This window comes from Methylobacterium nonmethylotrophicum, from assembly GCF_004745635.1.
GTDB classification, from domain to species: domain Bacteria; phylum Pseudomonadota; class Alphaproteobacteria; order Rhizobiales; family Beijerinckiaceae; genus Methylobacterium; species Methylobacterium nonmethylotrophicum.
On the sequence record NZ_SRLB01000031.1, the window covers coordinates 22523 to 49353 of the forward strand.

Here is a 26831-nt window from a genome sequence, read left to right on the forward strand (position 1 = left end):
CGACCTCACGCGGTCGCGTTCACGAGATGGTCCGATACGGTCGAGATGAACGCACGAAGGCGCTGAAGACGCCGCAGGTCCCGGTGATACCCCATCCAGATGTCTCGCGCCGGCGGCGGCGTCGGCAGTTCCAGGGTGCGCAGGCCCGGGATCTGATCGCCGACCACGCGGGGCAGGACAGCGATGCCGACCCCTTGCCGGCACATGCGCCCCTGGACGTTGCGGTTGTTCGATCGCAGGACCGGTCTCGCGTTGGGGAAGCTCTCGATGAGCCACGCGATGTCAGGGAAATGGCCCGTGGATGTGTCGTGAGTGATCAGGCGGAAACCGGTCCCGTCGCCGTATTCGGGATCAGCCGCCTCCTCGGCGATGTAGACGCCGTATTCGAGCCTGAACAGCCGCCGCTGGACGACGTCGGCCGTGTCGAACGGAACGATGCGGAAAGCGACGTCGGCCTCCCGCTGGGCTAGGTTGAACAGGCGCGTGCCGGTCAGGATCTCGACGTCGACATTGGGGTGGGCCTTCGAGAAATCCGCCAGGACAGGCGGGAGGACATAGGCCCCGAACCAGTCCGCTGACGAAACACGCAGACTGCCTTTGAGATTCCGTTCCTGCCCCGCAAGCCGGCGCTCCATGGCCAGCGCGCCTTCTTCCATTTGCTCGGCCAGCGCGATGATCCCGTGGCCCTCGTCGGTCAGAACAAGACCGTCCGCCGTGCGCTGGAAGAGCGTGTGGCCGATCGCCTGCTCGAGGGCGCGAAGGCGCCTGCCGACGGTCGGATGGCTTGTGTGAAGAGCGCGCGCGGCGGCGCCGAGCGTGCCGGATCGCGCAACGGCAAGAAAGATTTTGACGTCACTCCACTCCATCGCGACCACCCGCACAAAACTGAACGCCGAGAGTACAGATATGTCACTTAACGAATAAATCTAAGCAGCTAAAGTCCCGCCAGCGCATGGAGAAGCGTCCGGCCATGGATTCCCCAGCCCGTGAGGGCGGTCGCTTGGATGACCCTGGCTGTGGCCGGGGGAAGCCCGCCCGGGCGGAGCAGAGAGATGGCTCGGCGTGGTCGCAGAACGCGGCGGCCCGCTCCGACGCTCGCAAATGAGGAATTCGATCATGATCGCGATGCTGGTGACCTGGGCGGGCGATGAGCAGGCGGCGTTCGACCGCGGTCATCGGGGCGACGTGCACGTCCCGCTCGTGCGGGAAGGCCGGAGGCCTCCCCGCGGGTGAGCGCCGCACTCGGCGTCGCAGTGATCGGCAACGCATCGGACTGGGTCTCAGCCTGAGGATCGCCCGGCAGCCCGCGTCCGGTCCTGCCCCCCAGCTCTCATCCGAACGACAGGAGATGGACCATGCGGATCGGATTTATCGGTCTCGGCAGCATGGGCTCAGCCATGGCCCTGAACCTGGTGAAGGCCGGTCATGACGTCCGGGCCTGGAACCGGAGCAAGGTCGACCAGGGCAGCGTCCCCGGGGTCACGCTGGTCGAACGCGCGGCGGACGCATTCGAGGCTGACGCGGTCTTCACGATGCTGTCCGACGACCCGGCCATTCGGGAGGTGATCCTCGATGCCGGCCTGCTGGCGCGCGCGCAACCGGGGCTGACCCATGTCGTCACGTCGACGATCTCGGTCGCATTCGCGCGGGAACTGGCGCGCCTGCACGACGCGGCGGGCCTTGGCTACGTGTCCGCGCCGGTCCTGGGTCGACCGAACGTCGCGGCGAGTGGCCGGCTCAACATCCTGGCGGCCGGGAAGGCCGATGCCGTTGCGGCGATCGAGCCGCTGCTCGCCCCCCTCAGCAGAAAGGTCTGGAAAGTGGGGGAGAACCCCGCTCGGGCGAATGCGGCAAAGCTCGCCTGCAACATGATGATCGCCATGGCGATCGAGGCGATGGCGGAGGGTGTCGTGCTGACCGAGAGCGTCGGCCTCGATCGTGCGGATTTCTTTGCACTCATCCTGGGCACCCTGTTCTCGGGTCGCGCCTATGAGAGCTACAGCGCCCAGATCACGGAACGATCATTCGAGCCGGGCTTCAAAGCCAGGCTCGCCCTCAAGGACATGCGCCTGGCGACTGAGGCCAGCAACGAGATCGGGCGTACGCTCCCGATGCTTGACGCTGTCCGCGAGGGACTCAGCAAAGCTGTCTCCGGTGGCCTTGGGGAGAAGGACTGGTCGATCATCGCCGATATGACGGTTCGCGGCGGTGACGGCGTGGCGTCGTCGAAGAACGGCGCGGAGGGAAAACCTTGAAGACTTGGCTCGTCACTGGCTGCTCGAGCGGCTTCGGCCAGCGCCTGGCCCTGGCCGCGGCACGACGCGGCGATCAGGTCATCGCGACCGCGCGCACCGTCGAATTGATCGAAGCGATGGCGGCACCCTTCGCCAGCCGCATGATCACGCTGCCGCTCGACGTGCCGGATGCGGCGGCGGCGGGGTCGGCGGCGAGCAAGGCCGTCGAGACATTCGGCGAGGTTGACGTGCTCGTGAACAATGCCGGCTACGGATCGTCCGGCGCACTCGAGGAAGACACGCTGGAAGAATATCGGCCGATGTTCAAGGTGAATGTCTTCGGCCTCACCGAGTCGACCAGAGCCGCTCTGCCGGTCCTGAGGCGCGAGGGCGGAACGATCGTCACTAGGTCGCCGGGCGCGGGCGGTGGCGGAGGGGGCTGCGACGATGCCGCCACGATGGCTGTGGAAGGCGTTTCCGAGGCGCTCGCGGGCGAGCCGGCCCCCTTCAGTTCCGCGGGCTGATCGTCGAACCCGGGCCGTTTCGCAGCGATATCGACGCCTGGCGCGGTGTCTCGATCGCCACGGATTTCGATCAGCCCTGAGCGCCGGCCGCCAGCGCTGTTCCACCGTCACCATCTGACTGGAGTGCGATCATGATCGCAACTGTGAAGGGATTTGCCCAGCAACGCGTGCCCGCGAACGGCATCACGCTCAACGCCGTCACCGGAGGCGCCGGCACGCCGGTTCTTCTGCTTCACGGCTGGCCTGAAACCTGGTGGGAATGGCACCATGTGATGCCGCTGCTGGCCGCGCATTTCAGCGTGGTGGCCATCGACCTGCGCGGCGCAGGCTTCTCCGACTGTCCGCTCGACGGCTACGACAAGGCAACGATGGCGCGCGATGCGCACGCGGTCATGGTCGCCCTCGGGCATGAACGCTACGCGGTGTGCGGGCACGACATCGGCGGCATGGTGGCGCTGGCGCAGGCGGCGATCCATCGGGAGGCGGTCACGCATCTGGCGGTGCTCGACGTGCCGCTTCCCGGCTGGACCGGATGGGAGGCGACGATCGCGAGGCTCTGGCATTTTGGTTTCCACATGAACCGGGACCTGCCCGAGCGCCTGATCCACGGCCGCGAATACGACTATGTTTCGGCGTTCATGGCCGAGCGGTTCCACGATCACAGCACCTTCGATCCGGCCGACATCGAGATCTACGCCAAGGCGATGGCGCTTCCTGGCCGCACGCGCGGCGGCCTGGAATGGTACCGTACCCTGGCCGCCGATCATGCGGCTGCCCTCGCGTACAAGAAGCGACCGCTCGCGATGCCGGTGCTTGGCTTAGGGGGAGACCAGCGGTTCGGGGCCCAGATGGTGCCGATGCTGCAAGAGTTCGCCAGCAATGTGACAGGCGGCGCGATCGCGCAGTGCAGCCATTATGTCGCCGATGAGCGGCCGCACGAGGTCGCGGCCGCTCTGATCGATTTCCTGAAGACTCACTGAAAACCGGAGCCCGCGAGACAGCGCCGGCCACGCCGGTCGCGACCTTGCGGGCAACGCCCGTTCAAGGGGCCGCGATCGACCGATCTAGTCGAGACAAGGAGATTGTCATGTCCGTACCCGTCATTCGCGGCGTCAATCACATCGGGATCACGGTGCCCGACATCGAAGCGGCAAAGTCGTTCCTGGTCGAAGCCTTCGGCGGGCAGGTGATCTACCAGTCCTTCGGGCCCCAGGATCCGCCGCGACAGGGGCCCGACTTCGAGCGGGCGGTCGGGGCATGTCCCGGAACGGTCGTCCGTGCCCAGGCGATGGTCAAGATCGGAACCGGACCCGACATCGAGCTGTTCGAGATGCACGGCCCCGAGCAGGCCCAGCCGATCCGGGCCAGCGACATCGGCATCACGCATTTCGCGCTTTACACCGATGACATCGATGCGTCGGTCGCGCGCTTCGAGCGGGCCGGCGGCACGCCCCTGACCGCGCCGCGCGCCATTCCCTACGGGACTGAAAAAGGACCGGGGAACAAGGTCTGCTACTGCCGGATGCCCTGGGGCACGACCATGGAGTTCATCACCACACCCGACCGCATGGCCTATCATGACCAGACGGATCTGCGGCGATGGCAGGACGAGGACTGAGCAGGGCGCGAAACGGGATGGGCATGAGCGCTCAGCCGCCGCGATGGTGACGTTGCCGGATCATCCGAAGGGCGCGCCGGGGCCATCCCACGCCCGCGTCCGGTCCGGCTGCCTGCTCCGAGGCGAAGAGGCCGGCGCCGACGGATTTCGGTCGCGCCCCGGGGCAGACCAGTTCGATCGGTGCGGACCACCTCGGCCGGGCACGCGTGACGTGCGCCGGCCTCCGGACGAGGCCGGTTGAGGCGAGGCGAATTTGCAAAATATCGCCATTTTGTAAATTTTGCTTGTCAGACGCATGCGTCCGCGGTACGCCACCGGTACCGGAGGGCTTGCCGATGATGGTCGACACCGCACCGAACCGCTCGCTGAGGACAACCCGCGTCAGGGGATGCGACATCGCCTTTCGCGATGAGGGGCATGGTGACCCCGTTCTGCTGATCCATGGGCTCGCGGGCGACCATTCGGCTTGGGATCCGCAGATCGAGGCCTGGAGTCGGCGCCTGCGTGTCATCGCGCCGGACAGCCGCGGCGCCGGCCGCTCGACGCAGACCGATGCCCCGACCTCGACCGCCGAGATGGCCGGCGACTTCCTTGCGCTGATGGACGATCTCGGGCTCGAGCGGGTCCACGTCGTCGGCCGTTCGATGGGCGGCAGCATCGGGCAGCACATGGCGCTCGCGGCGCCCGAGCGTATTCTGTCGCTGGCGATGCTCGCCTCGTGCGCCCGCTTCGATCCATTCGGCCGGCGCTGCCTGGAGAACATGCGCGACGTGCTCGCGTGGCGCGGTTCCTGGGCTGACCACGCCCGCCACTCGGTGCAGAACTTCGTTTCGCCGGCCTTCTACAACGCCGAGCCGGAGCGCGCCGCCGCGATCGAGCGGCTCATCGCGTCTTCCAGCCGGCTGCAGGCCTGCTACGTCCAGCAGAACTACGCGGTGCTCGCCCACGACACCCTGGACCGCCTGCACGAGATCCGCTGCCCGGTGCTGATCCTGTCGGGGGGGCGCGATCCTCTGTGCGGCCCGACCGCGACCCGCTGGATGGTGGAGCGGCTGCCCACCGCCGAATGGGTCGAGTTCGAGCAGTCGAGCCACTTCTTCCTCATGGAGGAACCCGACCGGTTCATGGCCGTGATGGCGCGCTGGTTCGACCGTGTGTGCACCACCGGCATCGTCGCCGCAGCCTGAACGGAGGCCACCGTGGAGACGGCCCGCTTCTTCCTGAACGGTGAGCCGCGCAGCCTGACGGTCGAGGATCCTGACGAGCCGCTCCTCTACGTCCTGCGCGACCGGCTCGGCCTTCGCGCGACCCGGTACGGGTGTGGGCAGGGCTTGTGCGGATCCTGCACCGTGATCGTCGACGGGCGAGCGGCGCGCGCCTGCGACCTGCCCTTATGGTCGATCGAGGGGCGCGACGTGGTGACGCCCGATGCCGGCGACGCCGTCTCGCCGGTCCTCGGGCGGGTGCGGGCCGCCCTCGCCGCCGAGCGGGCAGGTCAGTGCGGCTACTGCCTGCCGGGGATCGCCATGAGCCTCGCCGCCCTGTTCGCGGCAGAGCCGGCACCGACCGGGGCGGCCATCCGCGCCGCGCTCGCCCGCAACCTCTGTCGGTGCGGCGCCCATCCGCGGGTCCTGCGGGCCATCGCACGCCTGGAGCACTCATGAGCGAGCCATCCGCGCCGCTCTTGCCGGCGAGCCTCATCACCCATCCCTTCGTGGCGCAATGGGTCGCTATACGCGCGCCCGACCGCGTCGCGATCTTCTCAGGCAAGGTCGAGCTCGGCCAGGGCATCGCGCAGGCGCTCGTCACCGTGGCGGCCGCGACGCTCGGGGTGGCGGCCGGGCGCATCGACCTCGTCGCCGGCGACACCGACCACACCCCCGACGAGTGGTACACCGCCGGCAGCCAGTCGGTGGAAGTGTCGGCGACCGCGCTGCGTCTCGCCTGCCTGACCCTGCGCCGGGCCGCCCTGGAAGCGGTGCGATCCACCGGCCCTGCGGCGGTGGAGATCCTCGACGGGCATGTCCTCGTGGCGGGCCGACCGACCGGGGAGAGCTACTGGACGCTCGGCGGGGCTCTGCCGCAGGACTTGCGGATCGCCGCCGATCCGCAGCCCTGGACCGGCTTTCCGGAGGCTGGCCGGGGGGATCGCTCGACGATCCCGGCGAAGCTCGGTGCCGGATACTTCATCCAGGATATCGCGCCGCCCGATCTGGTCCATGCCCGGGTGATCCGCCCTCCGCGCCACGGCTCGGTGCTCCTCGACATCGACGAGGCGGCGCTGGCTGCACTTCCGGGGATCCGATCCGTGGTGCGGGACGGCGCATTCCTGGCGCTCGTCGCGGACCGGGAGTGGGATGCGGTGCGGGGGGCCCGACTGGCCGCGGCGCATGTCCGCTGGCAGGACCCGATGCCGCAACCCGAAGCCGAGGACGCCGTCGCCGAACTTCTCGCAGCGCCGAACCCCCTCGTGCGGGAGGTCCATGCGGATGCCGGTCCCGAGCCTCCGGTCGTCGCGAGACGATGGCGGGGAACGTTCTCGCGTCAGCCTCTCTCGCATGCACCGATCGGCCCCTCGTGTGCGCTTGCCGCCGAGACGGCCGGCCGCCTGACGGTCTGGACCCACAGCCAAGGCGTCTTCCAGCTCCGCGGCGCACTCGCGCGCCTTCTCGGTCTCGAGGACGAGGCGGTCCGCGTCGTCCACGTGCCCGGCGCGGGCTGTTACGGCCATAACGGTGCCGACGACGCGGCCTGCGACGCGGCGCTGATCGCACGGCGCCTCGGAACCGGTCACACCGTGCGCGTGGTGTGGTCGCGGGAGGACGAGTTTCGCTGCGCACCCCTCGGACCCGCCATGCATGTCGATGTCGAGGCCGGCCTCGATGCCGGGGGGGGCGTCGCCGGATGGCGGCTCACGGTCCGTTCGGCGCCGCATGGGCGCCGCCCCGGCTTCCTCGGGGAGGTCAATCTGCTCGCCGGCGACGAGATCGCCGATGGTGTGCCGATCGCCCCGCCAAGGCCGGTCCCGCCGCAGCTCGGCGGCGGCGGAGAGCGCAACGCGGTGGCGGCCTACAGCTTCCCGCAGCAGGTCACCCACGCCTTCATCGGTGAGACGGCGTTCCGCACGTCGTCCCTGCGCGCGCTCGGGGCGCATCTGAACGTCGTCGCCATCGAGGGCGCGCTGGACGAGCTTGCCGCGATGGCCGGGATGGACCCGGTCGCGTTCCGGCTCGCGCACCTCGCCGAGCCCCGGGCCCGCACCGTCGTGGAACGCGCGGCCGCGGCCTGGGGCGATCCGCAGGCCCGGGCAGCGGAGGTCGGATCCGGGCGGGCGAGGGGCTTCGCCTATGCGCGATACAAGAACAAGGCGGCCCTGATGGCCTGCATCGCCGAAGTCGAGGTCGATGAGGAGATCCGGCTTCTGCGCGTCTCGGCCGCCGTGGAGTGCGGGCGCGTCCTCGACCGGGACGGCTGCCTCAACCAGGTGGAGGGCGGCATCGTTCAGTCCGCCAGCTTCACCCTGCGCGAGGCGGTCGCCCTCAAAGGGGGGCGCGCCGCCACCGAGACCTGGGAAGATTATCCGATCCTGGGCTTCGCCGAGGTCCCGGAGATCACCGTGGAGCTTCTCGAGAGCGGCGGTGACCCGCTCGGAGTCGGGGAGGTCGCGACCGGTCCGACCGCGGCGGCCATCGCGAATGCGGCGTCCCGTGCCCTGGGCCTGCGGCTCGGCCATCTGCCGCTCACCCGCGATCGCCTGATCGCGGCCCTCGCGGAGCAAGCGTGATCCGCAAGACGACCAAGGCCAAGATAAAGTAAAACAAAATAAAATACGAAACCGCGAGAGCTGCGCGAAGATATTTCTTCTCGGACAGGGAGAGAAATAATGCCCAAGCTTGCCCCGAACTTATACCACCAGTTTCTGGAGTTGCCGGCCCGCGAACGGTTTGGGGCGGCGCGGCGTGCTGGCTTCGATGCGATCGAGTGGCATTTCCCGTATGAGATCCCGATCGATGACTTGAAGCTGCTCCTGGACGACAACGGCCTCACCTTCGTGAACGCCGTCACCCCGGTCGACTGGTCGGTGAGCAAGGGGCTCGCCGCTCAGCCGGGCCGGGAGGACGAGTTCCGCCGCGCAGCCGATCTCGCTCTCCGCTACGCGTTCGCGACAGGCCTCCGGACGCTGCATCCGGGCCCGGGCCAGATCCCGCCGGGAATCGCCCGCGAGCATTGCATCGACGTCTTGCGCGCCAACCTCGACTATCTGTGCGAGCAGGCGCGCGGCTCGGATCTCGTCATCGCCATCGAGGGCGTCTCGAATGCGCGCTTCCCCAACATGGTCCTTCAGACCATCGCGGACGCTGCCGCCGTCGCGGCCGATCTCGACCGTCCGAACCTGGGGATCATCTACGATACCTTCCATCTCCGGCACGAGGAGAAGGGTCCGCTCAGCGCCATCTACGAGCGCCACAAGGACAGGATCGCGCATATCCAGATCGGCAACGCGCCGCCGCGTCACGAGCCCGGCGTCGGTGAGATCGACCTGTTCTTCCTCATGGATCACTTCGACCGCGACGGCTACTCCGGCTGGATCGGCCTCGAATACGATCCCTCGCGCGACACGTGGTCGAGCCTGCGATGGGCGGAGCGCTACGGCTACCGCATCGGGGCAAGGCCTGCCGCCTGACACGCGCACCCGTCGCCGTCCCTCCATCCATCTCGCCACCAGAGGGGGTCCTCATGGCTCATCCCACAGTCCTGCCGTGCCTGTCCGTCGGGGAGCGACTCGATCGTCTGCCGGTGACGCCGAAGCACTGGCGGATCTTCTGGCTCCTGACCGCGGGCCTGTTCATCGACTCCACGGAGATCTTCCTCGGCGGGGGCGTGGCCGCCGCGCTCCTGCGCGACGGTTGGTCGACCCTGGAACTCAATGCCGCCTTCCACTCCTTCACGTTCCTCGGCATGGCGATCGGGGCGCTCGGCTGCGGGATCCTGTCCGACCGGTACGGCCGCCGGTTCGCCTTTCAGTTCACCCTCCTGATCTTCGGGGTGGCGTCCTTTGCCGCCGCAGCCGCCCCGTCGATGGGATGGATCATCGCGTTCCGCTTCATCATGGGCGTCGGCCTCGGTGGCGAACTCGTCGTGACCTATTCGACGCTGACCGAGTTCATCCCGGCCCGGCTGCGCGGGCGCTTCCTCGCACTCCTCGTCATCTTCGGCGGCTCGACCCTGTTCGTCGCCAGCCTGATGTCGTACCTCGTCATTCCGTCCTTCGGCTGGCGGCCGTGCTTCGCGGCGATCGGCGTCGCGGCCCTGCTGCTCTGGCGCGTGCGCAGCGTGATGCCGGAATCACCCCGCTGGCTCGCCGAGAACGGGCGCAGGGCGGAGGCGGAAGCCGTGACCCGTGACCTGGAGGGACCGCACTACCAGCCGTGCGTTCCGGCTTTCGAGCTTCACGCCGCGCAGGGCGCGCGGGCGTCCTTCGCGGATCTCTTCCGTCACGGCATGGCCGCGCGCACCCTCGCCACGGCCTCGATCTCGGTTGCGGTCAACATCGCGCTCTACAGCTTCACCAACTGGATCCCGACCTTCCTGGTCAAGCAGGGGTCCAGCATCACGTTCTCCCTCGGCCTGTCGACGCTGATGACGGCCGGTGCGCCGGTCGGGGCCGCGGTCGCGTTCTTCATCTCGGATCGCTTCGGCCGCAAGCCGCTCATCATCACCGGGTTGATCCTCGCCGCGCTCGCGGGCGCGCTCTACCCCACGGCCCGCTCGGTGGAGGCCGCCGTGACCTACGGCTTCCTGCTCAACGGCCTGCTCTATTTCCTCGTCGCGGTCGGGGTGACCGGCTACTCGGCCGAAGTGTTCCCCACCGCCTGTCGCCTGCGCGGCGTCGGGTTCGTCAGCATGTCGGCGCGTGTCGCCGCCATGCTGTGCCCCTACGCCGTCGTGCCCCTGTTCCAGTGGGGCGGGGTCGCCGCGGTCATCGGGGTGGTCGCCGCAATCCTGTTCGTCGTTCCGGTTCTGGTCTGGCGCTGGTGCGTCGAGCCCACGGGCCTGTCCCTGGAGGTGGCGGCGTCGACGACCACGGATGCCGCCCTCAAGCCCGGGCTTGCTCTCGCGGAGGATCGGATCGGATGAGAAGCCTGCACGACGACCGGGGCCGGTTTCCAAGCCCGGCCCTATTCCATAAATTGACGCCGGATTTACAAAATGGCGAATCACGATGGCCGAGCGCAGGCAGACTGAGACGTTGGGTCCGAAGGCCTGGGGCCCGAACGCGGCGGGCCGGCTGAAGCCGGACGCCGCCCGAACCCTCTCGGACGACGCGATCCGCGGTCTCCACGAGGATATCGTTGCCGGCCGGTTCCAGCCCGGGGAGAAGCTGAAGCCCGAGGACCTGAAGACGCGCTATGCCGTCGGCACCTCACCCATCCGGGAGGCGCTGCTGCGGCTCTCGGCGGAGGGGCTGGTTCTCTCCGAAGGGCAGCGGGGCTTCCGCGTCCCGCCGACCTCGGAGGCCGAACTCGACGACATCGCCGACGTGCGCTGCACCCTGTCGGACATGGCCTTGCGCCGCGCCGTCGCGCGCGGCGACGACGAGTGGGAGGCGCGCATCGTTGCGGCCTTCCACAGGCTCCAGGTGCTGGTACAGCCGATGATCGAGGATCCGGACACCCATCGCGACCAGTGGGAGCAGCGCAACCGCGACTTCCACGCGGCCCTCGAAGAAGGCTGCGGCTCGCCCTGGCTGCTCCACTTCTCGAACATCGCCTACAGCCAGTCGGAGCGCTATCGCCGGCGCTTCGTCCACTATCCGGTCCTGCTGCCGAAGGCGCAGGAGGAGCACGCGGCGATCATGGAGGCGGCGCTGGCGCGCGACGCCGAAACCGCCTGCCGCCACCTCCTTGCGCACATCATGGACGGCGTCGAGATCGTGCGCGCGGCCATGCGCCAATCGCTGCCGGAGCGCGAGAAGGCCCGGGCCTCACGGTGACCCGGCCTCATGGAGCGTTGCCGGGCGGGGTTCCGTACCGGGCCAGGATGGTGGCGACCGCCGCCTGCACCACCTGTACGACCTCGGTCTCCGGGATGGCGAGATCCGTCACCAGGAAGCGCGGCCAGAAGATCTGATCGTTGATCATGCCGAGGAACTGGCGCGTCGCCTCGGCCTGTTCCTTCGGCGTCATCGTGAGCGTGCCGGCCGCGGCCTCGGCCGCGAGATAGGCGCTCACGCGCGCGAGATAGGGTGCCTTGCCCCGTTCGTAGAGCTCGCGCCCCAGTTCCGGAAAGCGCGGCGCCTCGGCGATCACCACCCGGAAGAGGGCCTCCACCTGCGGCGCCCGCAGGAGACGTGCGTAGTCGAGGCCGATGGCGGTGAGACCGGCGCGGGGCGCGCCCGGAGCGGGAGCCGGCGGCGCGGCGCCGGGCTCGGCGTCCCAGACCCGCGCCATGATCGCGCCGAACAGGGCCGCCTTGGTCGGGAAATGTTTGAACAGGGTGCCGGTCGAGACTTTCCCGGTCCGCGCGATGGTCTCCAGCGACGTGCGATCGTAGCCGTTCTCCAGGAACGTGGCGATGGCCGCGTCGAGGATCGCGGCGCGCTTCGCGCGCACCACACGGGCCCGGTAGGCAGCGAGGCCACCGCCCTTCTCGGCTGGTGCGGACGTCATCACGCTTCCGTCATCCTAAGCCAAGTGGATTGACTTACCATGCAGGCTTCTCCATATACCGAGTTGCCGGACTTATCATAGGGGAAGCAAGGTGAGACACTCTCGCCGCCGCGCCGCCATCCTGTGTCTCATCGCCTGCGCCGGCACCGCCGCGCTGCTGCGGCCTGGCGAGGTCACGGGGCGTGACCTCGCCGCGCCGCTCGATTTCAAGGGCCGGATGCTAGTCTCGGTGTCGGATGCCGACATGCTGGCCTCGGCCTACGTGAACGGCGAACTCGGCCCGCGTGAGGGCAGCGACGCGCTGGCGGTCGTCCCGCTGGGCGCTCACCCCCGCGACCTCAAGGCCTTCGAGGCGCCGGTGTCGAACTCGGTGGCGGGCCCGCCCGCCGCCGTTGCGGTGAGCCCTGACGGTCGCTACGCCGTGGTGGTCGAGACGTTCGCACCGCGATCCGCCGCCGAACGAGCCGGCGAGCGCTTCAGCGATCTGCGTCCCGGCCGCGCCCTCACGGTCATCGATCTCGGCGACCCGACGCGGCCGACCGTCGTCCAGGTCGTCGAGGGTCTCGAACGGCCGGATTCGGTCTCGTTCAGCGCGGACGGATCCCTCGTTGCCGTGACGCATCACCCGCTGGGCGCGGGGCGAGCCGCCCCGATCGCCCTCTATCCGTTCTCGAGCGGCCGTCTCGGTACCGCGGTTGCTCCGGCGATACCCGGGTGGCTTCCCGGCGACCGGCTCATTCACGCGGAATTCCACCCGCACCAGTCCCTGCTCGGGCTGCTCAACGAGACGAAGGCCGAGATCTCCTTCGTGCGCGTCGAGGGGATGGGCGAGGGCGTGCGCCTTGTCGCCCACGGGAACACGGTCCGGATCGAAAAATCACCCTATCTCCTCCGATTCACACCGGATGGGCGCCACGCCGTCGTCAATGGCCTGTACTGGGGTCCGGACGTCCAGGGCACCTGGAACGAGGCTCCACGCGGGAGCGTGGCGAGCGTGCGCCTCGACGCGGGACGGGACCGGGACGGCAGCCCGCGCCATGCCCTCGTCTCGCGGGCGCAAACCGGCGTCAGCCCCGAAGGCCTGGCGGTGAGCCCCGACGGAACCCTCGTGGTCACCACGAATCTGGAGCGCAGCTACCTGCCGTACGATGACCCCAGGCAGACCTTCTTCTCGTCGCTGACGCTCCTGCGCCTCGACCCTCGGACCGGAGCCCTGTCGCGGGTCGGTGATTTCCCGAGCGACGGAATCCTGCCGGAGGCGGCAGCCTTCGATGCCTCGGGCCGCTATCTCGCTGTCACGACCTACGATCACTACGATGACCGCCGTCGCGGCGGGGCGATCGACTTCTGGCGTGTCGCCCGCGACCCCCTCGACCCGGCCCGCCTCGAACTCGTGAGGACCGAGCACGCCGTGCCGGTGACGCGGGGTGTCCATTCGATGGTGCTGGTGAAATAGGCGGCGAGGCGAACCGATGCAGGCCAGCGCCCGGTCCGGCGTCGTTCTGATGATGCTCGCGATGCTGGTGTTCGGCAGCCAGGACGCGCTCTCGCGCCTGCTCGCCACGCAGTATCCCGTCGTCGTCGTGCTGATGCTCCGGTTCTGGTTCTTCGGCACCTGCGTGCTGGCGTGGTGCGCGTGCCGTCCCGGCGGCGTGACGCGGGCCCTGTCGACCCGGTGGCCGCTCCTGCAGGGGCTGCGCGGCATCCTGCTCGCGGCTCAACTGATCCTGCTCGTCCGCGGCTTCACGCTCATCGGTCTCGTCGAAAGCCACGCCGTGTTCGCCTCCTACCCGCTCCTCATCACCGCGCTGGCCGGTCCGCTGCTCGGCGAACATGTGCCCGCACGCAGCTGGCGCGCGCTCGCTCTCGGCGCGTTCGGGGTCGTGGTGATCTTGCGGCCCGGCGCCGGACTCGTCGCGCCCGGTGCTCTCCTGGTCCTCCTGGCGGCCCTGCTCTTCGCCGCCTATTCCCTGCTCACGCGATTCGTCGCCCGCACGGATTCGCCCCTCACGAATGTCCTGTATACGGGCCTCGTTGCAGCGACGGTGCTGACGGGGCTTGGTCTGCCGCACTGGGTGCCGATCGACCTGTCCGACACTGCGCCTTTGCTCCTGCTCTGCGGCTCCGGTGTCCTCGGCCACGTCCTTCTCATCAGTGTCTATACCCGAGTCGAAGCACATATCGTTCAACCCTTAGCGTATCTCCAGCTCGTATTCGCCTCGGCTTTTGGCGTTATGGTTTTTGATGAGCACGTGTTCGTCAGCACGGCGATCGGCGCGTTCATCGTGATCGTTGCAGGGCTGTATTCATTGCAATTATCAAAGGCATGATCAATACATTGTTGATCGGCGACGTTTCGGGGGGCGTACAGACCTGTCTATGGTTTTTGCTTTATGCGAAATCAATGTCCTGCAACATGCTGCTCGCGGCAGTCTTTGTCGCAAAGTCAGTCGAAGATGCAGATTTTTAATCGATGTGATGAGAATGAATTCTAGGACACCCTGAATATTTTGAATATAGCAGTTTCTTTTTGTTGCAAATATCAGCAAAAAGATATGACAGATACAGACGAAAAGGTATCGATCAGTCTCAATCCTGCTCGCGACGGCGGCGCGAGCTGGATCCCGTGTCTTCGACCGCCGAGATATGGAGATCAGTCATGAAGGATCTATACGTCGCCCGGACACATGTCGAGCAGGGCCGCGATGGAGTCGTACGCTCCGACGATGGGCAACTCGACGTGCGCCTCGCCTTCCCGGCCGCTCTCGGTGGCTCGGGCCAAGGCACCAATCCGGAACAGCTGTTCGCGGCAGGTTTTTCAGCCTGTTTCGCCAGTGCCGTGCGCTTCGCCGCTGGTCAGAAGAAGCTCGACGCCGGGGCGGTGACGGTGGACACGGAGGTGACGCTGTTCGTCCGCGAGGACGGCCGCTACGGCCTGCGCGCCGATTTCGCCGTCAAAGCTCCGGGCTTGTCCACCGACGATGTCGATGCCGTCATCGCTGAAGCCAAGCGCATCTGCGCTTATACGAATGCAACGGCCGGTCATGTCGAGACACGGTTCTTGGTCAGCTCTTCTGATTAGGATTGGGTGCACCTCACGAAACTCCCGCTGCACCGAGGCCGCCATACTGGGCAAGGCCAGCGATCGGGAGCTCTGTGACAGACACTGAGCATTAGAGCGCTCTCATTACTACGGTGGCATGTCGCAGGTCGGCGACCCGAATTCAAGGAAGCCGGCCTGTTTTTGGCAGCACGCGGTTAGCATTGGCGGTTTGCCCCGATGCGGCACCATGCCGGACCCGATCGCACAGATCGACGCCGCAAGGGGTCCCCTGGGCTGCAGCAGGAATCGATCCTTGAGGCCATCATTGAACCGGTTATCGGTATCGGGGCCCGATCAGGCAACCGAGTACGATCTTCTATCCAGCAACTTCGAAGGGATATTTGACAAGGCGTCACTTCGTCAGACGGCAGGACGTCTCCGTCGGCTCAGCGGCGGAGAGTTCCGGGACGTCGTTGATGAGTGTTGCACGAAGATCCGGCGCATTTGCGGATTCCGGCACAGGGTTTCGTCGCTCACCCGCCTTAGGATCGCTGGAGAACGAAGGCCCAGTCGCAAGGATTCCTGCATGCCCACTTTGTCCGCCCGCCAGTCCTACGCCCTCGTTCTCGCGGTCGTATCCCTGCTCCTCGCCTGTGATCCGGCCCTCGCCGCCGGACGCTCGATCGTCGGCGACTGGGCACCCGATCCCGGCATGTGCCGACCGCTCGACGGAGCGCTGACGATCAGTCCGCTCAGCATGGCCGGGGACGAGTTCGCCTGCAACTTCAAGAGCGTGTCTCGTTCCGGTGACGTCGTCACCTGGCGCGGCTCGTGCTCGCCGTCCGGGAGATCGGATGCCGCGGTTGTCGTCGCGGCGTTGCGCGGAGAGGTCCTGTCGGTCCGGATCAACGGCAACGACGTCGGCACGTACCGGCGCTGTCACCGGGGTTCCCCGTCGCAGGGCTGATGATGATGTGGATCGTGCCCCGGGAGGTGGCGTCGCCGAGGCTGGTCCACCACGGCGACCGGCAAGGCCGGAGGGCAGGGTAGGGCAGGTCGGCTCGCGGAGATGCCGGTCCCGCCCATCGCCTGCACGCGATCGTCGACCGCACGGGTCGAGATTCCCGGGGTGCCCGCCTTCTTGATCGCCCCACACGGGAGCGGGGAGATGGCGCGGGTCGTCTATTCCGCCGCCTGAAGCCACGCCACGGCCTGTGGCACCGGCTCCGTGACTTCGTCGGTGTGGACCTCGAACTTGGCGAGCCAGGCCGGGCCGAAGCTCGTCGAGATCGCCACGTCGGTGGCGTCGCGGCCCCGCGCCATCACGATGCGGCCGATCCGCGGCGTGTTGTGCCGGGCGTCGAACGTGTACCAGCGGCCGCCGAGATACACCTCGAACCAGGCGGAGAAGTCCATCGGGTCGGGCACCGCCGGCACTCCGATGTCGCCGAGATAGCCGGTGCAGTAGCGCGCCGGGATGTTCATGCAGCGGCAGAAGGTGACGGCCAGATGCGCGAAGTCGCGGCAGACGCCCTCGCGCTGGGTATGGCCGTCGAGCGCCGAGCGCGTGGAATCGGCGCGCTGGTAGTCGAAGCGGATGTGGTTGTGCACGTAGTCGACGATGGCCTGGACCCGCGCCCAGCCCTCGGGCGTATGGCCGAAGAGCTGCCAGGCGGTGTCCGACAGCTTGTCCGTGTCGCAGTAGCGGCTGCCGAGCAGGAACGGCAGCACGTCGTCGGGCAGGTCCTGCACCTGGTGCTGCACCGCGTCCGGCGCGACGTCGTCGGCTTGGCCGCTGTCCTGGACCAGGAAGTCGGCCGAGAACGTGATCCGGCCGCCCGGCGCCGTGACCCGGGTGCAGACATTCCCGAAGGAATCGACGAACTGGTGCGCGGGGACCGGCGGGTCGATGGTCAGGGTGTCGGGGGTGATCAGGTCGCCGGCCCGGGAGGGATGCACGTTGAGCATCAGGACCATCGGGGTCGGGCCGGGCGTGTCGAAGGCGATCGAGTAGCCGGTGCGGATCTTCATCGTGGCGTCCACGCAAATCAAAAGACGTGGTGCCTCAATCCTTGAGCCGCGGTGATGTTCCGAGATCTCGCCCCATTCCGTCGGCGACCTTTGCTCAAATGTTGTGCATCGACGAGGCGTCTGCGCTTGTGTCTGCTTTCCGACACCGGGTCAGCTGCCGGAGAGGGTGTCGAGGAGGAGCTTCAGGTTGAGGCCGACGATCACCGCGGCGATCGCCCAGGACAGCAGCTTGAGCCACGCCGGGATGACGAAGGCGCCCATCTTGCGCTTGTCGGAGACGAAGCTCACCAGCGGGATCACCGCGAAGGGCAACTGCATCGACAGCACGACCTGGCTCAGCACCAGGAGCTTCGCGGTGCCCTGCTCGCCGTAAAGGCCGGTGACCACCACCACCGGGACGATCGCGATGCCGCGGGTGAGGAGGCGGCGCGCCCAGTCGGGCAGGCGCAGGCGCAGGAAGCCCTCCATCACGATCTGGCCGGCGAGCGTCGCCGTGACGGTGGAGTTGAGGCCCGATGCCAGGAGCGCCAGCGCGAACAGGGTCGAGGCGAGGCCGACCCCGAGGAGCGGCGAGAGCAGGGCATGCGCCTCCTCGATCTCCTGCACGCCGGTATGGCCGGCAGCATGGAAGACCTTGGCCGCCATGATCAGGATCGCGGCGTTGACGAAGAGCGCCAGCGTCAGGGCGATGGTCGAATCGGCGACGGCGAAGCGCAGGGCGCTGCGCCGCCCGGCCTCGTCGCGGGGATAGGCCCGGGTCTGCACGATCGAGGAGTGCAGGTAGAGGTTGTGGGGCATCACCGTGGCGCCGAGGATGCCGATGGCGAGGTAGAGCGCCGCCGGGTCGGCGACGATCTTCGGTGACGGGATGAAGCCGCCGAGCACGTCGCGGATCGGCGGCGCGGCCATCGCGATCTGGATCGCGAAGCAGGCGAAGATGATCGTGAGCAGCGCGATCACGAAGGCTTCGAGCGCCCTAAAGCCCCGGCGCATCAAGAGCAGGATCAGCAGGACGTCGAGGCCGGTCAGGATGGCGCCGGCCAGCAACGGCAGGCCGAACAGGAGCTTCAACGCGATGGCGGTGCCGATCACCTCGGCGAGGTCGCAGGCGATGATCGCGGCCTCGCAGGCGAGCCAGAGCGCGATCCCGACCGGGCGCGGATAGGCGTCGCGGCAGGCCTGGGCGAGGTCGCGGCCGGTGGCGATGCCGAGCCGCGCGGCGAGCGCCTGGAGCACCACCGCCATCAGGTTCGAGACCAGGATGACGGCCAGCAGCGTGTAGCCGAACTGCGCCCCCCCGGCGATGTCGGTGGCCCAGTTGCCCGGGTCCATGTAGCCGACCGAGACCATGTAGCCGGGGCCCAGGAAGGCGAGCAGCCGCCGCGGCCACGACCCGGTGGCGCGCACCGGCACGCTCGCGTTCATCGCCCCGAGGCTCGGCTCCGCCGCGCCCGCGCGCCACGCCCATCCGTCCCGCATCCGCCCGTGCTCCGTCGCTCCCGCCCGGCTGCGGGCCCGTCCCCTTTATAGCCACTGCTATACTGATTTGAGAAGGCTGAATTCGGCGCGAATCAGGACCGCCGCTCTCGGAAGAAGTCGCGCAGCAGCGCCGCCGCCTCGCTCTCGCGCAGGCCGCCATAGATTTCGGGGGCGTGGTGGCAGGTCGGCTGGCTGAAGAAGCGCGGCCCGTGCTCGACGGCGCCGCCCTTCGGGTCGGCGGCCGCGAAGTAGAGCCGGCGGATGCGCGCGAAGCTGATGGCGCCGGCGCACATCGCGCAGGGCTCCAGGGTGACGTAGAGGTCGCAGCCGGTCAGGCGCTCGTCGCCGAGGCCCGCGCAGGCGGCGCGGATCGCCAGGATCTCGGCATGCGCCGTCGGATCGCGGTCGGCCCGGGGGCGGTTTCCGGCGACCGACAGCACCGCGCCGGCCCGCACCACGACGGCGCCCACCGGCACCTCGCCCCGCAGCCCCGCCTCCCGGGCCGCCGCAAGGGCGAGGCCGAGGGGATCCGGACGGGGATCCGGACGCGGGGGCGCCCCATCAAATTCGCGCATCGGTTCCGCTCGCCTGGACAGACCCCGTCTGGTATCAGGCGCGCATGAACGACAGCAACGACGACGAAACCGGGGCGCCGCAGCGGCGTCGCGGACGGGACGAGGCATCCGCGGGCTCCCCGGAGGGCCAGGCTTCGACGAAGCGCGCGGCCACCAAGGCGGCGGAGCCGGAGCCGGAGCGCATCGCCAAGGCGATCGCCCGGGCGGGCGTGGCCTCGCGCCGCGACGCCGAGGCGATGATCCTCGAGGGCCGGGTGACGCTGAACGGCGCGCGCCTCGACTCGCCGGCGGTGAACGTGACCCCGAGCGACCGCATCACGATCGACGGCGAGCCGCTGCCGACCCGCGAGCGCACCCGCCTGTGGCTCTTCCACAAGCCCCGCGGCGTGGTCACCACCGCCCGCGACCCGGAGGGGCGCCAGACGGTGTTCGACGTGCTGCCCGAAGACCTGCCGCGGGTGGTGGCGGTCGGCCGGCTCGACATCAACACCGAGGGGCTCCTGCTCCTCACCAATGACGGCGGCCTGGCCAAGGTCATCGCGCACCCCGAGACCGGCTGGCTGCGCCGCTACCGGGTGCGCGCCTATGGGGAGATCGACCAAGCCCAGCTCGACGCCCTGCGCAAGGGCGTCACCATCGACGGGATGGAGTACGGCCCGGTCGAGGCGACGATCGACCGGGCGCAGGGCGACAACGTCTGGCTGACGCTCGGCCTGCGCGAGGGCAAGAACCGCGAGGTCAAGCGGATCCTCGAGCATCTCGGGCTGTCGGTGAACCGCCTGATCCGGCTCTCCTTCGGGCCGTTCCAGCTCGGCGACCTCGAAGTGGGGCTCGTCGAGGAGATCCGCACCCGGGTGCTGAAGGACCAGCTCGGCACCACGCTCGCCGAGCAGGCCGGGGTCGACTTCACCAGCCCGGTGCGCGAGCCGATCGCGCCGTTCGGCTCGCCGAAGGCCGCCGCCCGCCAGGCGGCGCAGGAGGGCGCGCCCCGCGGGCGGGATCCGGCCCGGCCGCAATTCGGCAAGCCGCCCGGCGCGCCGGGGGCCCGGCGTCCGCCGGCGCCGCCGCGCACGGTCTGGCGCGACCCGGAGGCCGAGGCTGCCGGCGACCTGCCGAATCGCGGCCGGGTGCACCGGCGCGGCGACACCCCGCAGGAGATCCGCGCCGCCACGGCGGAGGCGCCGCGCAAGCGCGTCGGCGCCATCGCGAGCGGCGAGCGCCGGGTGCTGGTCGAGCGCCTGGTAGCCCAGCCGCAGGAAGCGCCGGCCCCGCATCGCCGCACCCGGTTCCGCGACCGCGACGACGCTCCCGGCCGCGACGCCCGCCCGATGCGCCGCCCCCGCGACGAGTCAGGCCCGGCGCGGCCTCCGCGGGGCGGCGCCAAGGACGGCCTCGCCGAGGAGGGCCGCGGCCGCGGCTTCGGCGGCAAGAGCGTCGGCGGCAAGAGCTTCGGCGGCAAGAGCTTCGAGGGCAGGGGGGGCGGTGGCCGCTCCTTCGAAGGCCGGTCCGGCGAGGGCCAGGGCCGCTCTTTCGGCAAGGGCGGGGGTGAGGGCCGGCCATTCGGCAGGGGTGGTGAGGGCCGCTCCTTCGGCGGCGGGGGCGGAGAAGGCCGCTCGTTCCGGTCAGCCGGCGGCGAAGGCCGCTCGTTCGGGGCGAAGGGCGGCGAGGGCCGCAGCTTTGCCGGCAAGGGCGAGGGTCGTCCCGGCGGCAAGTCGTTTTCCGGCAAGCCGTTCGCCGGCAAGTCTTTCGCCGGCAAGGGCGGCCCCGGCGGCGGCCGTCCGGGCGGGGGCGGAAAGCCCTTCGGCAAGCCCGGCGGCGGGTTCCGGGCGGGCGGCGGTGGCGGCGGCGGGAAGCCCGGCGGGCGCGGGGCGCGGCCGGGCGGCCGTCCCGGCGGCGGCCGGCCGCCGCGCGGAGCCTGAGCCTGAGCGATGCGGATCGTCGGAGGGACCTTGCGGGGCCGCGGCCTCGCCGGGCCGCGCAGCGACGCGATCCGGCCGACCTCGGACCGGCTGCGCGAGGCCGTGTTCAACGTCCTCACCCACGCCTACGACGATCCGGTCGCGGGCGCCCGCGTCCTCGACCTGTTCGCCGGCACCGGGGCGCTGGCCTGCGAGGCCCTGTCCCGCGGCGCGAGCTTCGCGCTTCTCGTCGATGACGGGGCGGAGGCCCGCTGCGTGATCCGGACCAACCTCGACGCCCTCGGGCTCGGGGGCGTGACCCGGCTGTTTCGCCGCGACGCGACCCGCCTCGGCGCGGCGCCGCCCGGCGCCCCGTTCGGCCTCGTCTTCTGCGATCCCCCTTACGGCCGCGACCTCGCCCCGAAGGCGCTCGCGGCGGCCCGGGAGGGCGGCTGGCTCGGGGCCGGGGCGCTGGCGGTGGTGGAGGAGGCGGCCTCCGCGGCCCTGGCGGCACCGGAGGGCTTCGCCGAACTCGAGCGCCGGACCTACGGCGACACCCAGGTGGCGTTCTGGCGCCTCACGGCTTGACCATCTCGTCGAGCGCCGCCGCGAAGCCGCTCGCCGCGACCCCGACGCCGCTCGCCGAGCGATAGGCGCTCCCGACCCGCACCCCCTGCGTCACCGCGGTGTGGATGCCGACGATCGCCGCGCTCCCGTCGGCGTCGAGGACCAGGACCGGCGCGCCGGATTCCCCCGACATCGACTCGCACAGGCCGGTGAGCTGGCCCGGCGCGGGGGCGTCGATGCGGGCGGCGCAGCCGCGATGGATCACCGGCAGGTAGGGCCGGTCTGCGGCGTAGCCGGCGAGCGCCACCACGGTGCCGGGCCGGCTCGCCGGCAGGTCGGCATCCGGCAGGACGAGCCACGGCACCGGCTTCAGGGCGAGGGGCTGGCGCAGGGTGACGACCACCCAGTCCCGCCCGACCATCTCCGGCGCGATGGCGCCGCGCGCCGGCCGCGCCGCGAGCCGCAGGTCGATGCCGGGGGCGAACCGGAAGGCCTCCGCCTCGGCGGTGCCGCCGTTCAGGTCCCGGGCCTGCCCGGCCACGAAATGGACCTGGTGCGGCTTGACCCATGCGTCGAGGCGGGCGTCGAACAGGCAATGGGCGGCGGTGAGCACGTGCCGGGGGCCGACCAGGGTGCCGGTGCAATGGCTGCGATGGGCCGGCCCCTGCACCACGTTGACGCGCCCGATCGCCGTGAACGGCCAGGCCGTCGGCTCCATCGGAACGCGCTTGTCCGGGAGACGGGCAGGCGCCTGCGCCTGCGCCGGAGGCCCGAGCGCCAGGATGAGGCTGACGACGAGAGGCACCGGAATCCGTCCCCGCTGCGGCATCGTCCGCGCCTCCCCTTGCGTCACCCTTGAGGGTCCATCGTAGCGGGCAGGACGCCAGTGTTCGAGGGCGCCCGCACAAGACCAGTCGTGAGAAAGTCAGGTCCGGACCGCTCCGTCCTCCTGCGCCGGCCGCCTTCGCGGGCGATTCCGCCGATCGGAGCGGGCCCGGGACCCCGCACTCATAAATTGTTCATCTATGGCGCGAAGCCCGGAACTGGCAGGCTGCCGCCGAGGTTAATGGCCCGCGTACCAGTACGGATTGTTCAAGGCCGAGCGACGCACTCGACTGGAGGGGCCCTATGCCGTTGCACCAGACCACGCCGGCTGCCCGGCTGCGCGCCCTGCTCCTGGCGATGACGTCGGGTTGCCTGCTGATCGCCTCGAGCGCCGGGGCGCGGGCGGAGAATGACGGCCTGGACTTCCTGCGGCAGATGTTCTCCGGCCCGGCCGCCGCACCGGCCCCGACGGCGCAACCCTACGCGGTCCAGCCCTACGACGCGCCGATGCGCCAGCGCGTGACCCGGCGCAAGAGCCTGGCGACCCAGGCGCGCGCCCTGCGCGGCCGGACCCGCTACGTCGCCCTGCCGAAGCCGGAGGTGAAGCCGCAGAAGGCCACCGAGGTGAAGCCGCTGGCGATCGCGGTGTCGCCGCTGAAATCCCTCGATGCCCGCACCGCGCTCCTGCGCGACCCGACCCTGAGGCCCGGCGACATCGTGATCATGCCGGAGGGACCGCGGGTGTTCCAGGGCACGCCTGATTCCGACAAGCACAAGATGGCCGACTTCCACGACGTGAACCGTCCGGGCGTGGTGCCGGCCAAGACCCGCAAGGAGCTGCTGGCCATGACGGCGCCGATCGGCGCGTTGCCGGCCGACGCCGCCCGGCGGATGATGGCGCAGTACCAGAAGGCCTCCGCGACGGTGGTGCCCACACCCCGCGTCGAGGCGGCCCTGGCCCGGGTGGTCTACCCGCGCTGAACCCGCGTCGCGGGCTCGGTGCCTGCGGCAACGAGGGTGTGGCTGACGGGACCGCGGGCGGGGCGAGCGGCGGCTCCGCTTGCTAAGGTGGGGCGGGCCGCAGCCACGCGGCCGGCCGCGTCGAGTTGTCAGTCCGCATGTCGATCCTGAGCCGGTTCCGGAACACCATCGCTCGGTCCGGCGGGACCCTGCGTGTTCCCGACGCCTCGCATCCCCCCCTCGCTCTCCCGGCCGCCCTCGTGGTGGCCGCTGCCGTGCTGGCCCCGGCTCCCGCCCGCGCGGCGGACGGCGCGGTGCTGGTCGCGCAGTGCAAGAGCCTGCTGCGCGGCGCCAAGGTCCGGGGCGACCAGGTCGAGTTCCGCCAGGATCCGGAGACCGTCGGCTGCTGGGCCTTCATGGCCGCCGTGCAGGACCTCGCCGGCGTCGCCGACACCGCCAATCAGCCGCCGCTCCTCGGCACCTGCCTGCCGGCCGACGGCAACCGCCTGCAGCTCGTCCGGGCGGTCGTGGATTACGGCGCTGCCCACCCGCCGGCGCTGCGCGAGAAGGCCGGCGTCCTCGCCCTGCTGGCCCTGCGCGACAAGTTCCCGTGCCGGAAGGAATAGGTCTCGCCGGCGATCGGGCCCCTGACCCCTCGGGAGGTGCAGCCCAGCCCATGGTCAGATGGTATCGCGCATCGCATTCGACGGCAAAAGGTTCCCGGCAATATTTCCTGCCGCTCCGCTTGCTCTGGCCGATGCGCTTCATACTCTCAGTGAGTACGGTGGGACGAGGCGCCGCCAACGGCGAAAGAGCCTCGTCCCGCGATCCGCTGATCGGAGGATGAGCATGGCCAAGGCCGACAGGCACAACATGGGTCCGGGGGCGCAGGGCAAGGGCTCCGGCACCGGCGCGATGACCGAGCTGCCCGAGGGCATTCTCGAGGAGAACATGGTGCTCAGCAACCGCGACAAGTCCCAGCACGGCGCGGCGCGGGGCCTCGACAGCAAGTTCGTCCAGACTGAGCAGTACCACGATCACGCCGCCAACCGGCGCAACTTCGACCAGACCCTGCCCGACCGGGCCGAGCAGAACACCAGCGGCCTGGAAGCCCCGATGACCACGACGTCGGGCGACGACAGTGCCCTGACCCGCCGGCAGCACAAGTAAGCGCGCCCGCCCGCCCATGCCGGCGAGAGCCCTCGTCCCGCCCGGGACGGGGGCTTTTTCTCGCCTCTGCGGCCGATCGGGGGAGGGGGCGTCAGGGGTTGCCGCGCAGGCCGTTGGCCAACTCTCGGTTGATCCGGATCAGCGCCGTCAGCTTGTCGGCGCTCGGCTCGACCATCGCGTCGAGGGTGCGGGTGAACACGAAGGCGCCGAGGCGGGCCATCGCGGTCTTCATCTCCTCCGGCAGCGGGGCGTCCGGCTCCGTCGCCGCGGAGGAGAGGATGGTCCAGACCTTGCGATTGAAGCCGAGGGCGTCGTTGAGCGTGGTGTGATGCGCGTCCCAATTGTCCTGGATCGTCTGCAGGCGGGCCGCTGCCTTGATCAGCACCGCCGCTTCCGCCTCGCGGGGGGTCAACGCCGTTTGCGACACTTTCGCGTAGGCGTTCGCCGCGTAGCTCATCGTCTGCCTCTCCCGTGGGCCGCAGCGTGGCCCCGCAGGCAGGTCTGCCATCGATTTGTTAAGCTAGGGTTGTGAGAGACCAGCGACGTGTCGGCAAACGGCTCGACCGGATTGCCGGCGTTCCGCCCTCAAACCGCTACGATGTCGGCGCAAGGACCGGCCGCTATGCTGAACTTCCTCCTCGGCGCCGTCGCGGGCGCATTGATGGCCGCCGTGGCGACGATCGCGGCTCTGCGCAACCCGGACGTCCAGGTGAGGATGGGGCTGGTGCGGCCGGAGCCGGCGGTGATCCAGAGCCGGCGCCCGGAGCCGGCGGCCTGCCCGCCGCCGGCGGCCCAGGCCCAGATGCCGGCGGGGACCCCGCAGGTCGGCCAGCCGGAGATGCTGTTCGCGCGCCGCCGCTTCTGGTCGGTGGCGCCCTGAATGGCGGCGCGGACGCCGCAGCCCGTCAGACGCTGCTGAGGAGCAGCATCACCACGGTCGTCGCCGCGGTCGAGCCGAGGAAGCCGCAGAGCGCCGCGGTGAACGAGTGGGCGCTGGCGGTCGGGGCGGCGAGGCGGGTCTCTGACGGGGTCTGGCTGGCGCTGGTCATGGCAAAGGATCCGATCTGGCGCGCCGCGTCGCGGCACCGCCCGGTGAGAGAGATGGGTGAATTGTCGATGAAACGGCGTGCGCTACGGCACGCCGTCAGTCGCAGCGGAAGAACCGCTTTTCCTGGCGCACGGAGCGCAGGGCACTCTTGAGGTCGACGGAGGCGACCGCGAGGCCGCAATCGTCGAGCCGGTCGCGGGCATCCTCGTAGCGATCCTCGGCATCGCCGAGGTTGTCACAGACCCGGTCGCGGTCGCCGATGCGGGCATCCTGGCGCGCCTGGAAGCGCAAGGCACCGGCCTCGTCGATCTTGCGCTGGGCGCCGAGGCAGGCCGGCTGCGCCAGGGCGGGACCGGCGAGGAGCAGGACGACGGCGGCGAGTGGCCAGCCGGGCGGGAGACGACGCGGTGTGGTCATCGCGAACTCACGGACTGTTCTGGGGTCAGACGCTGCGGCGATCGGCCTCATGGATGAAGGCTGATGCCAAGCTTGCTTATTGTGACCGAGGAACGTCGGGGGCGCCCGTGAGGTTCCGCGCAAAACGGCTCGGATGGGCACCAGCTCCCTGCCCGGGGGCCGTGACCCCGAGCGATCTCAGGTCACGGCGCGCCGCCGCCTGGTCGACAGGATCGTCTCGAGCGTGACCGGCCGGAATTCCCAGGCATCGACGCCGACATCGTATTGCCGGGTCACCGGCTTCAACTTGCCGTGCGAGTGCCCGTGCAGGTTCACGACGCCGCGTGCCATCCGGTTCCAGGTCCGGAACGCGTAGTGGCACAGCACGAGATGCGTGCCCTCGACGTCGATCTCGGCGTAGTGGGCGACGCTGAGCCAACTGTCGGCGCCGAGCGTCGCCGGGCCGTCGTTGTTGCCGACGATCAGGTGCTTCTGCCCGTTGAGGCCCGCGATCAGGGCCTGGACCCGCTCGGGCGGGGGGCCGAGCGCGACGTCGCCGAGGTGCCAGACCGTGTCCTCGGGCGCGACCACCGCGTTCCAGTTCGCCACCAGGGCGGCGTCGTGGGTCGCGAGGTCGGGGAAGGGCCGGCGGTCGATGCGCAGCACCCGCGGATCGCCGAAATGGGTGTCGCTGGTGAAGTAGGTCGTCATGGGCTGTCCGGAATGCCTGCTCGTCAGGTCGATGCGTCGGCCGCTCGGGGTCCGCCGCGTCGCAGGGTGTCGTGGATCGCAG

30 protein-coding genes are annotated in these 26831 nt (G+C 69.7%); 20 read left to right on the top strand and 10 right to left on the bottom strand.

From position 1 onward, the window contains the following. Positions 1-5: 5 nt before the first annotated feature. A complete protein-coding gene (locus EU555_RS28740) occupies positions 6-866 on the bottom strand; it encodes a LysR family transcriptional regulator (protein WP_135418809.1) in 861 nt (286 codons plus the stop codon). A 489-nt stretch (positions 867-1355) separates the two neighbouring features. Here EU555_RS28740 and EU555_RS28745 point away from each other — a divergent pair, with 489 nt between their 5' ends. From EU555_RS28745 to EU555_RS28790, 10 genes are all read left to right on the top strand, one after another. Then, entirely contained in the window at positions 1356-2255 is a 900-nt protein-coding gene (locus EU555_RS28745; RefSeq protein ID WP_135418810.1) for an NAD(P)-dependent oxidoreductase, read from the top strand. Then, entirely contained in the window at positions 2252-2758 is a 507-nt protein-coding gene (locus EU555_RS28750; RefSeq protein ID WP_245524547.1) for an SDR family NAD(P)-dependent oxidoreductase, read from the top strand. The genes EU555_RS28745 and EU555_RS28750 overlap by 4 nt, the downstream gene beginning before the upstream one ends. 131 nt (positions 2759-2889) lie before the next feature. Further along, positions 2890-3738, top strand: a complete 849-nt coding sequence (locus EU555_RS28755) for an alpha/beta fold hydrolase (protein WP_135418811.1) — start codon at positions 2890-2892, stop codon at positions 3736-3738. Positions 3739-3845: 107 nt separating this feature from the next. Then, positions 3846-4376, top strand: coding sequence for a VOC family protein (locus EU555_RS28760; protein ID WP_167858691.1), 531 nt, complete (start codon positions 3846-3848; stop codon positions 4374-4376). Between the two features lie 335 nt (positions 4377-4711). Then, on the top strand, positions 4712-5563 hold the full coding sequence (locus tag EU555_RS28765; protein WP_205821017.1) for an alpha/beta fold hydrolase: 852 nt from the start codon (positions 4712-4714) through the stop codon (positions 5561-5563). Between the two features lie 12 nt (positions 5564-5575). Beyond that, entirely contained in the window at positions 5576-6040 is a 465-nt protein-coding gene (locus EU555_RS28770; RefSeq protein ID WP_135418813.1) for a (2Fe-2S)-binding protein, read from the top strand. After that, a complete protein-coding gene (locus tag EU555_RS28775) occupies positions 6037-8160 on the top strand; it encodes a molybdopterin cofactor-binding domain-containing protein (RefSeq protein ID WP_135418814.1) in 2124 nt (707 codons plus the stop codon). The genes EU555_RS28770 and EU555_RS28775 overlap by 4 nt, the downstream gene beginning before the upstream one ends. Positions 8161-8259: 99 nt before the next feature. Further along, entirely contained in the window at positions 8260-9060 is an 801-nt protein-coding gene (locus EU555_RS28780) for a TIM barrel protein (RefSeq protein ID WP_135418815.1), read from the top strand. Between the two features lie 53 nt (positions 9061-9113). Next, positions 9114-10514, top strand: coding sequence for an MFS transporter (locus EU555_RS28785; protein WP_167858692.1), 1401 nt, complete (start codon positions 9114-9116; stop codon positions 10512-10514). An 85-nt stretch (positions 10515-10599) separates the two neighbouring features. Further along, positions 10600-11370: an FCD domain-containing protein gene (locus tag EU555_RS28790; protein ID WP_135418817.1), complete on the top strand. Its 771-nt coding sequence runs from the start codon at positions 10600-10602 to the stop codon at positions 11368-11370. A 7-nt stretch (positions 11371-11377) separates the two neighbouring features. Here EU555_RS28790 and EU555_RS28795 read toward each other — a convergent pair whose 3' ends face one another. Then, entirely contained in the window at positions 11378-12046 is a 669-nt protein-coding gene (locus tag EU555_RS28795) for a TetR/AcrR family transcriptional regulator (RefSeq protein ID WP_135418818.1), read from the bottom strand. A 91-nt stretch (positions 12047-12137) separates the two neighbouring features. On the opposite strand from EU555_RS28795, the gene EU555_RS28800 reads away from it, so the two are divergent. From EU555_RS28800 to EU555_RS28815, 4 genes are all read left to right on the top strand, one after another. Next, positions 12138-13502, top strand: coding sequence for a lactonase family protein (locus EU555_RS28800; protein WP_205821018.1), 1365 nt, complete (start codon positions 12138-12140; stop codon positions 13500-13502). A 16-nt stretch (positions 13503-13518) separates the two neighbouring features. After that, positions 13519-14376, top strand: a complete 858-nt coding sequence (locus EU555_RS28805; RefSeq protein WP_135418819.1) for a DMT family transporter — start codon at positions 13519-13521, stop codon at positions 14374-14376. Between the two features lie 329 nt (positions 14377-14705). Beyond that, on the top strand, positions 14706-15128 hold the full coding sequence (locus tag EU555_RS28810; RefSeq protein ID WP_135418820.1) for an Ohr family peroxiredoxin: 423 nt from the start codon (positions 14706-14708) through the stop codon (positions 15126-15128). A gap of 547 nt (positions 15129-15675) precedes the next feature. Then, positions 15676-16056, top strand: coding sequence for a hypothetical protein (locus EU555_RS28815; protein WP_245524548.1), 381 nt, complete (start codon positions 15676-15678; stop codon positions 16054-16056). A gap of 215 nt (positions 16057-16271) precedes the next feature. Here the strand turns inward: EU555_RS28815 and EU555_RS28820 are convergent, their stop codons facing one another. From EU555_RS28820 to EU555_RS28830, 3 genes are all read right to left on the bottom strand, one after another. Next, complete coding sequence (locus EU555_RS28820; RefSeq protein WP_135418821.1) at positions 16272-17120, bottom strand: transglutaminase-like domain-containing protein; 849 nt, start codon at positions 17118-17120, stop codon at positions 16272-16274. A gap of 150 nt (positions 17121-17270) precedes the next feature. Then, a complete protein-coding gene (locus EU555_RS28825; RefSeq protein ID WP_135418822.1) occupies positions 17271-18599 on the bottom strand; it encodes an Nramp family divalent metal transporter in 1329 nt (442 codons plus the stop codon). A 92-nt stretch (positions 18600-18691) separates the two neighbouring features. Next, the gene (locus EU555_RS28830; RefSeq protein WP_135418823.1) at positions 18692-19174 is read right to left on the bottom strand and encodes a nucleoside deaminase; all 483 of its coding nucleotides are present in this window, start codon (positions 19172-19174) and stop codon (positions 18692-18694) included. 44 nt (positions 19175-19218) lie between these two features. Here EU555_RS28830 and EU555_RS28835 point away from each other — a divergent pair, with 44 nt between their 5' ends. Next, a complete protein-coding gene (locus tag EU555_RS28835; RefSeq protein WP_135418824.1) occupies positions 19219-21093 on the top strand; it encodes a pseudouridine synthase in 1875 nt (624 codons plus the stop codon). A gap of 9 nt (positions 21094-21102) precedes the next feature. Next, positions 21103-21660 carry a 16S rRNA (guanine(966)-N(2))-methyltransferase RsmD gene (gene rsmD, locus EU555_RS28840; RefSeq protein ID WP_135418825.1) on the top strand — a complete coding sequence of 186 codons (558 nt, stop codon included), beginning with the start codon at positions 21103-21105 and terminating at the stop codon, positions 21658-21660. On the opposite strand, the gene EU555_RS28845 is transcribed toward rsmD, so the two are convergent. Then, entirely contained in the window at positions 21650-22444 is a 795-nt protein-coding gene (locus tag EU555_RS28845) for a trypsin-like serine peptidase (RefSeq protein WP_245524549.1), read from the bottom strand. The genes rsmD and EU555_RS28845 overlap by 11 nt on opposite strands. A 323-nt stretch (positions 22445-22767) precedes the next feature. Between EU555_RS28845 and EU555_RS28850 the strand changes: the two genes are divergently transcribed. The 3 genes from EU555_RS28850 to EU555_RS28860 all read left to right on the top strand — a co-directional run bounded on the left by EU555_RS28850 (position 22768) and on the right by EU555_RS28860 (position 24594). Then, the gene (locus EU555_RS28850; RefSeq protein WP_135418827.1) at positions 22768-23445 is read left to right on the top strand and encodes a hypothetical protein; all 678 of its coding nucleotides are present in this window, start codon (positions 22768-22770) and stop codon (positions 23443-23445) included. A gap of 137 nt (positions 23446-23582) precedes the next feature. After that, complete coding sequence (locus EU555_RS28855; protein WP_245524550.1) at positions 23583-24050, top strand: Rap1a/Tai family immunity protein; 468 nt, start codon at positions 23583-23585, stop codon at positions 24048-24050. A gap of 223 nt (positions 24051-24273) precedes the next feature. Continuing rightward, the gene (locus EU555_RS28860; RefSeq protein ID WP_135418828.1) at positions 24274-24594 is read left to right on the top strand and encodes a hypothetical protein; all 321 of its coding nucleotides are present in this window, start codon (positions 24274-24276) and stop codon (positions 24592-24594) included. Between the two features lie 91 nt (positions 24595-24685). Here the strand turns inward: EU555_RS28860 and flaF are convergent, their stop codons facing one another. Further along, positions 24686-25051 (bottom strand): flagellar biosynthesis regulator FlaF, encoded by a 366-nt coding sequence (flaF, locus tag EU555_RS28865; protein WP_135418829.1) that lies wholly within the window; start codon positions 25049-25051, stop codon positions 24686-24688. 165 nt (positions 25052-25216) lie between these two features. Here flaF and EU555_RS28870 point away from each other — a divergent pair, with 165 nt between their 5' ends. Further along, positions 25217-25474 carry a hypothetical protein gene (locus EU555_RS28870; protein WP_135418830.1) on the top strand — a complete coding sequence of 86 codons (258 nt, stop codon included), beginning with the start codon at positions 25217-25219 and terminating at the stop codon, positions 25472-25474. Positions 25475-25499: 25 nt separating this feature from the next. Here EU555_RS28870 and EU555_RS36395 read toward each other — a convergent pair whose 3' ends face one another. From EU555_RS36395 to EU555_RS28880, 3 genes are all read right to left on the bottom strand, one after another. Next, on the bottom strand, positions 25500-25643 hold the full coding sequence (locus tag EU555_RS36395) for a hypothetical protein (RefSeq protein WP_167858693.1): 144 nt from the start codon (positions 25641-25643) through the stop codon (positions 25500-25502). Between the two features lie 95 nt (positions 25644-25738). After that, the gene (locus EU555_RS28875) at positions 25739-26059 is read right to left on the bottom strand and encodes a hypothetical protein (RefSeq protein WP_135418831.1); all 321 of its coding nucleotides are present in this window, start codon (positions 26057-26059) and stop codon (positions 25739-25741) included. Between the two features lie 177 nt (positions 26060-26236). Then, on the bottom strand, positions 26237-26749 hold the full coding sequence (locus EU555_RS28880) for a metallophosphoesterase family protein (RefSeq protein WP_135418832.1): 513 nt from the start codon (positions 26747-26749) through the stop codon (positions 26237-26239). Between the last annotated feature and the right edge of the window lie 82 nt (positions 26750-26831).

Coding starts and splice junctions, on each gene's coding strand:
- EU555_RS28740 (WP_135418809.1), bottom strand. CDS start 866: ATGGAGTGGAGTGACGTCAAAATCTTTCTTGCCGTTGCGCGATCCGGC.
- EU555_RS28745 (WP_135418810.1), top strand. CDS start 1,356: ATGCGGATCGGATTTATCGGTCTCGGCAGCATGGGCTCAGCCATGGCC.
- EU555_RS28755 (WP_135418811.1), top strand. CDS start 2,890: ATGATCGCAACTGTGAAGGGATTTGCCCAGCAACGCGTGCCCGCGAAC.
- EU555_RS28760 (WP_167858691.1), top strand. CDS start 3,846: ATGTCCGTACCCGTCATTCGCGGCGTCAATCACATCGGGATCACGGTG.
- EU555_RS28765 (WP_205821017.1), top strand. CDS start 4,712: ATGATGGTCGACACCGCACCGAACCGCTCGCTGAGGACAACCCGCGTC.
- EU555_RS28775 (WP_135418814.1), top strand. CDS start 6,037: ATGAGCGAGCCATCCGCGCCGCTCTTGCCGGCGAGCCTCATCACCCAT.
- EU555_RS28780 (WP_135418815.1), top strand. CDS start 8,260: ATGCCCAAGCTTGCCCCGAACTTATACCACCAGTTTCTGGAGTTGCCG.
- EU555_RS28785 (WP_167858692.1), top strand. CDS start 9,114: ATGGCTCATCCCACAGTCCTGCCGTGCCTGTCCGTCGGGGAGCGACTC.
- EU555_RS28790 (WP_135418817.1), top strand. CDS start 10,600: ATGGCCGAGCGCAGGCAGACTGAGACGTTGGGTCCGAAGGCCTGGGGC.
- EU555_RS28795 (WP_135418818.1), bottom strand. CDS start 12,046: ATGACGTCCGCACCAGCCGAGAAGGGCGGTGGCCTCGCTGCCTACCGG.
- EU555_RS28805 (WP_135418819.1), top strand. CDS start 13,519: ATGCAGGCCAGCGCCCGGTCCGGCGTCGTTCTGATGATGCTCGCGATG.
- EU555_RS28810 (WP_135418820.1), top strand. CDS start 14,706: ATGAAGGATCTATACGTCGCCCGGACACATGTCGAGCAGGGCCGCGAT.
- EU555_RS28815 (WP_245524548.1), top strand. CDS start 15,676: ATGCCCACTTTGTCCGCCCGCCAGTCCTACGCCCTCGTTCTCGCGGTC.
- EU555_RS28820 (WP_135418821.1), bottom strand. CDS start 17,120: ATGAAGATCCGCACCGGCTACTCGATCGCCTTCGACACGCCCGGCCCG.
- EU555_RS28825 (WP_135418822.1), bottom strand. CDS start 18,599: ATGCGGGACGGATGGGCGTGGCGCGCGGGCGCGGCGGAGCCGAGCCTC.
- EU555_RS28830 (WP_135418823.1), bottom strand. CDS start 19,174: ATGCGCGAATTTGATGGGGCGCCCCCGCGTCCGGATCCCCGTCCGGAT.
- EU555_RS28835 (WP_135418824.1), top strand. CDS start 19,219: ATGAACGACAGCAACGACGACGAAACCGGGGCGCCGCAGCGGCGTCGC.
- rsmD (WP_135418825.1), top strand. CDS start 21,103: ATGCGGATCGTCGGAGGGACCTTGCGGGGCCGCGGCCTCGCCGGGCCG.
- EU555_RS28850 (WP_135418827.1), top strand. CDS start 22,768: ATGCCGTTGCACCAGACCACGCCGGCTGCCCGGCTGCGCGCCCTGCTC.
- EU555_RS28855 (WP_245524550.1), top strand. CDS start 23,583: ATGTCGATCCTGAGCCGGTTCCGGAACACCATCGCTCGGTCCGGCGGG.
- EU555_RS28860 (WP_135418828.1), top strand. CDS start 24,274: ATGGCCAAGGCCGACAGGCACAACATGGGTCCGGGGGCGCAGGGCAAG.
- flaF (WP_135418829.1), bottom strand. CDS start 25,051: ATGAGCTACGCGGCGAACGCCTACGCGAAAGTGTCGCAAACGGCGTTG.
- EU555_RS28870 (WP_135418830.1), top strand. CDS start 25,217: ATGCTGAACTTCCTCCTCGGCGCCGTCGCGGGCGCATTGATGGCCGCC.
- EU555_RS36395 (WP_167858693.1), bottom strand. CDS start 25,643: ATGACCAGCGCCAGCCAGACCCCGTCAGAGACCCGCCTCGCCGCCCCG.
- EU555_RS28875 (WP_135418831.1), bottom strand. CDS start 26,059: ATGACCACACCGCGTCGTCTCCCGCCCGGCTGGCCACTCGCCGCCGTC.
- EU555_RS28880 (WP_135418832.1), bottom strand. CDS start 26,749: ATGACGACCTACTTCACCAGCGACACCCATTTCGGCGATCCGCGGGTG.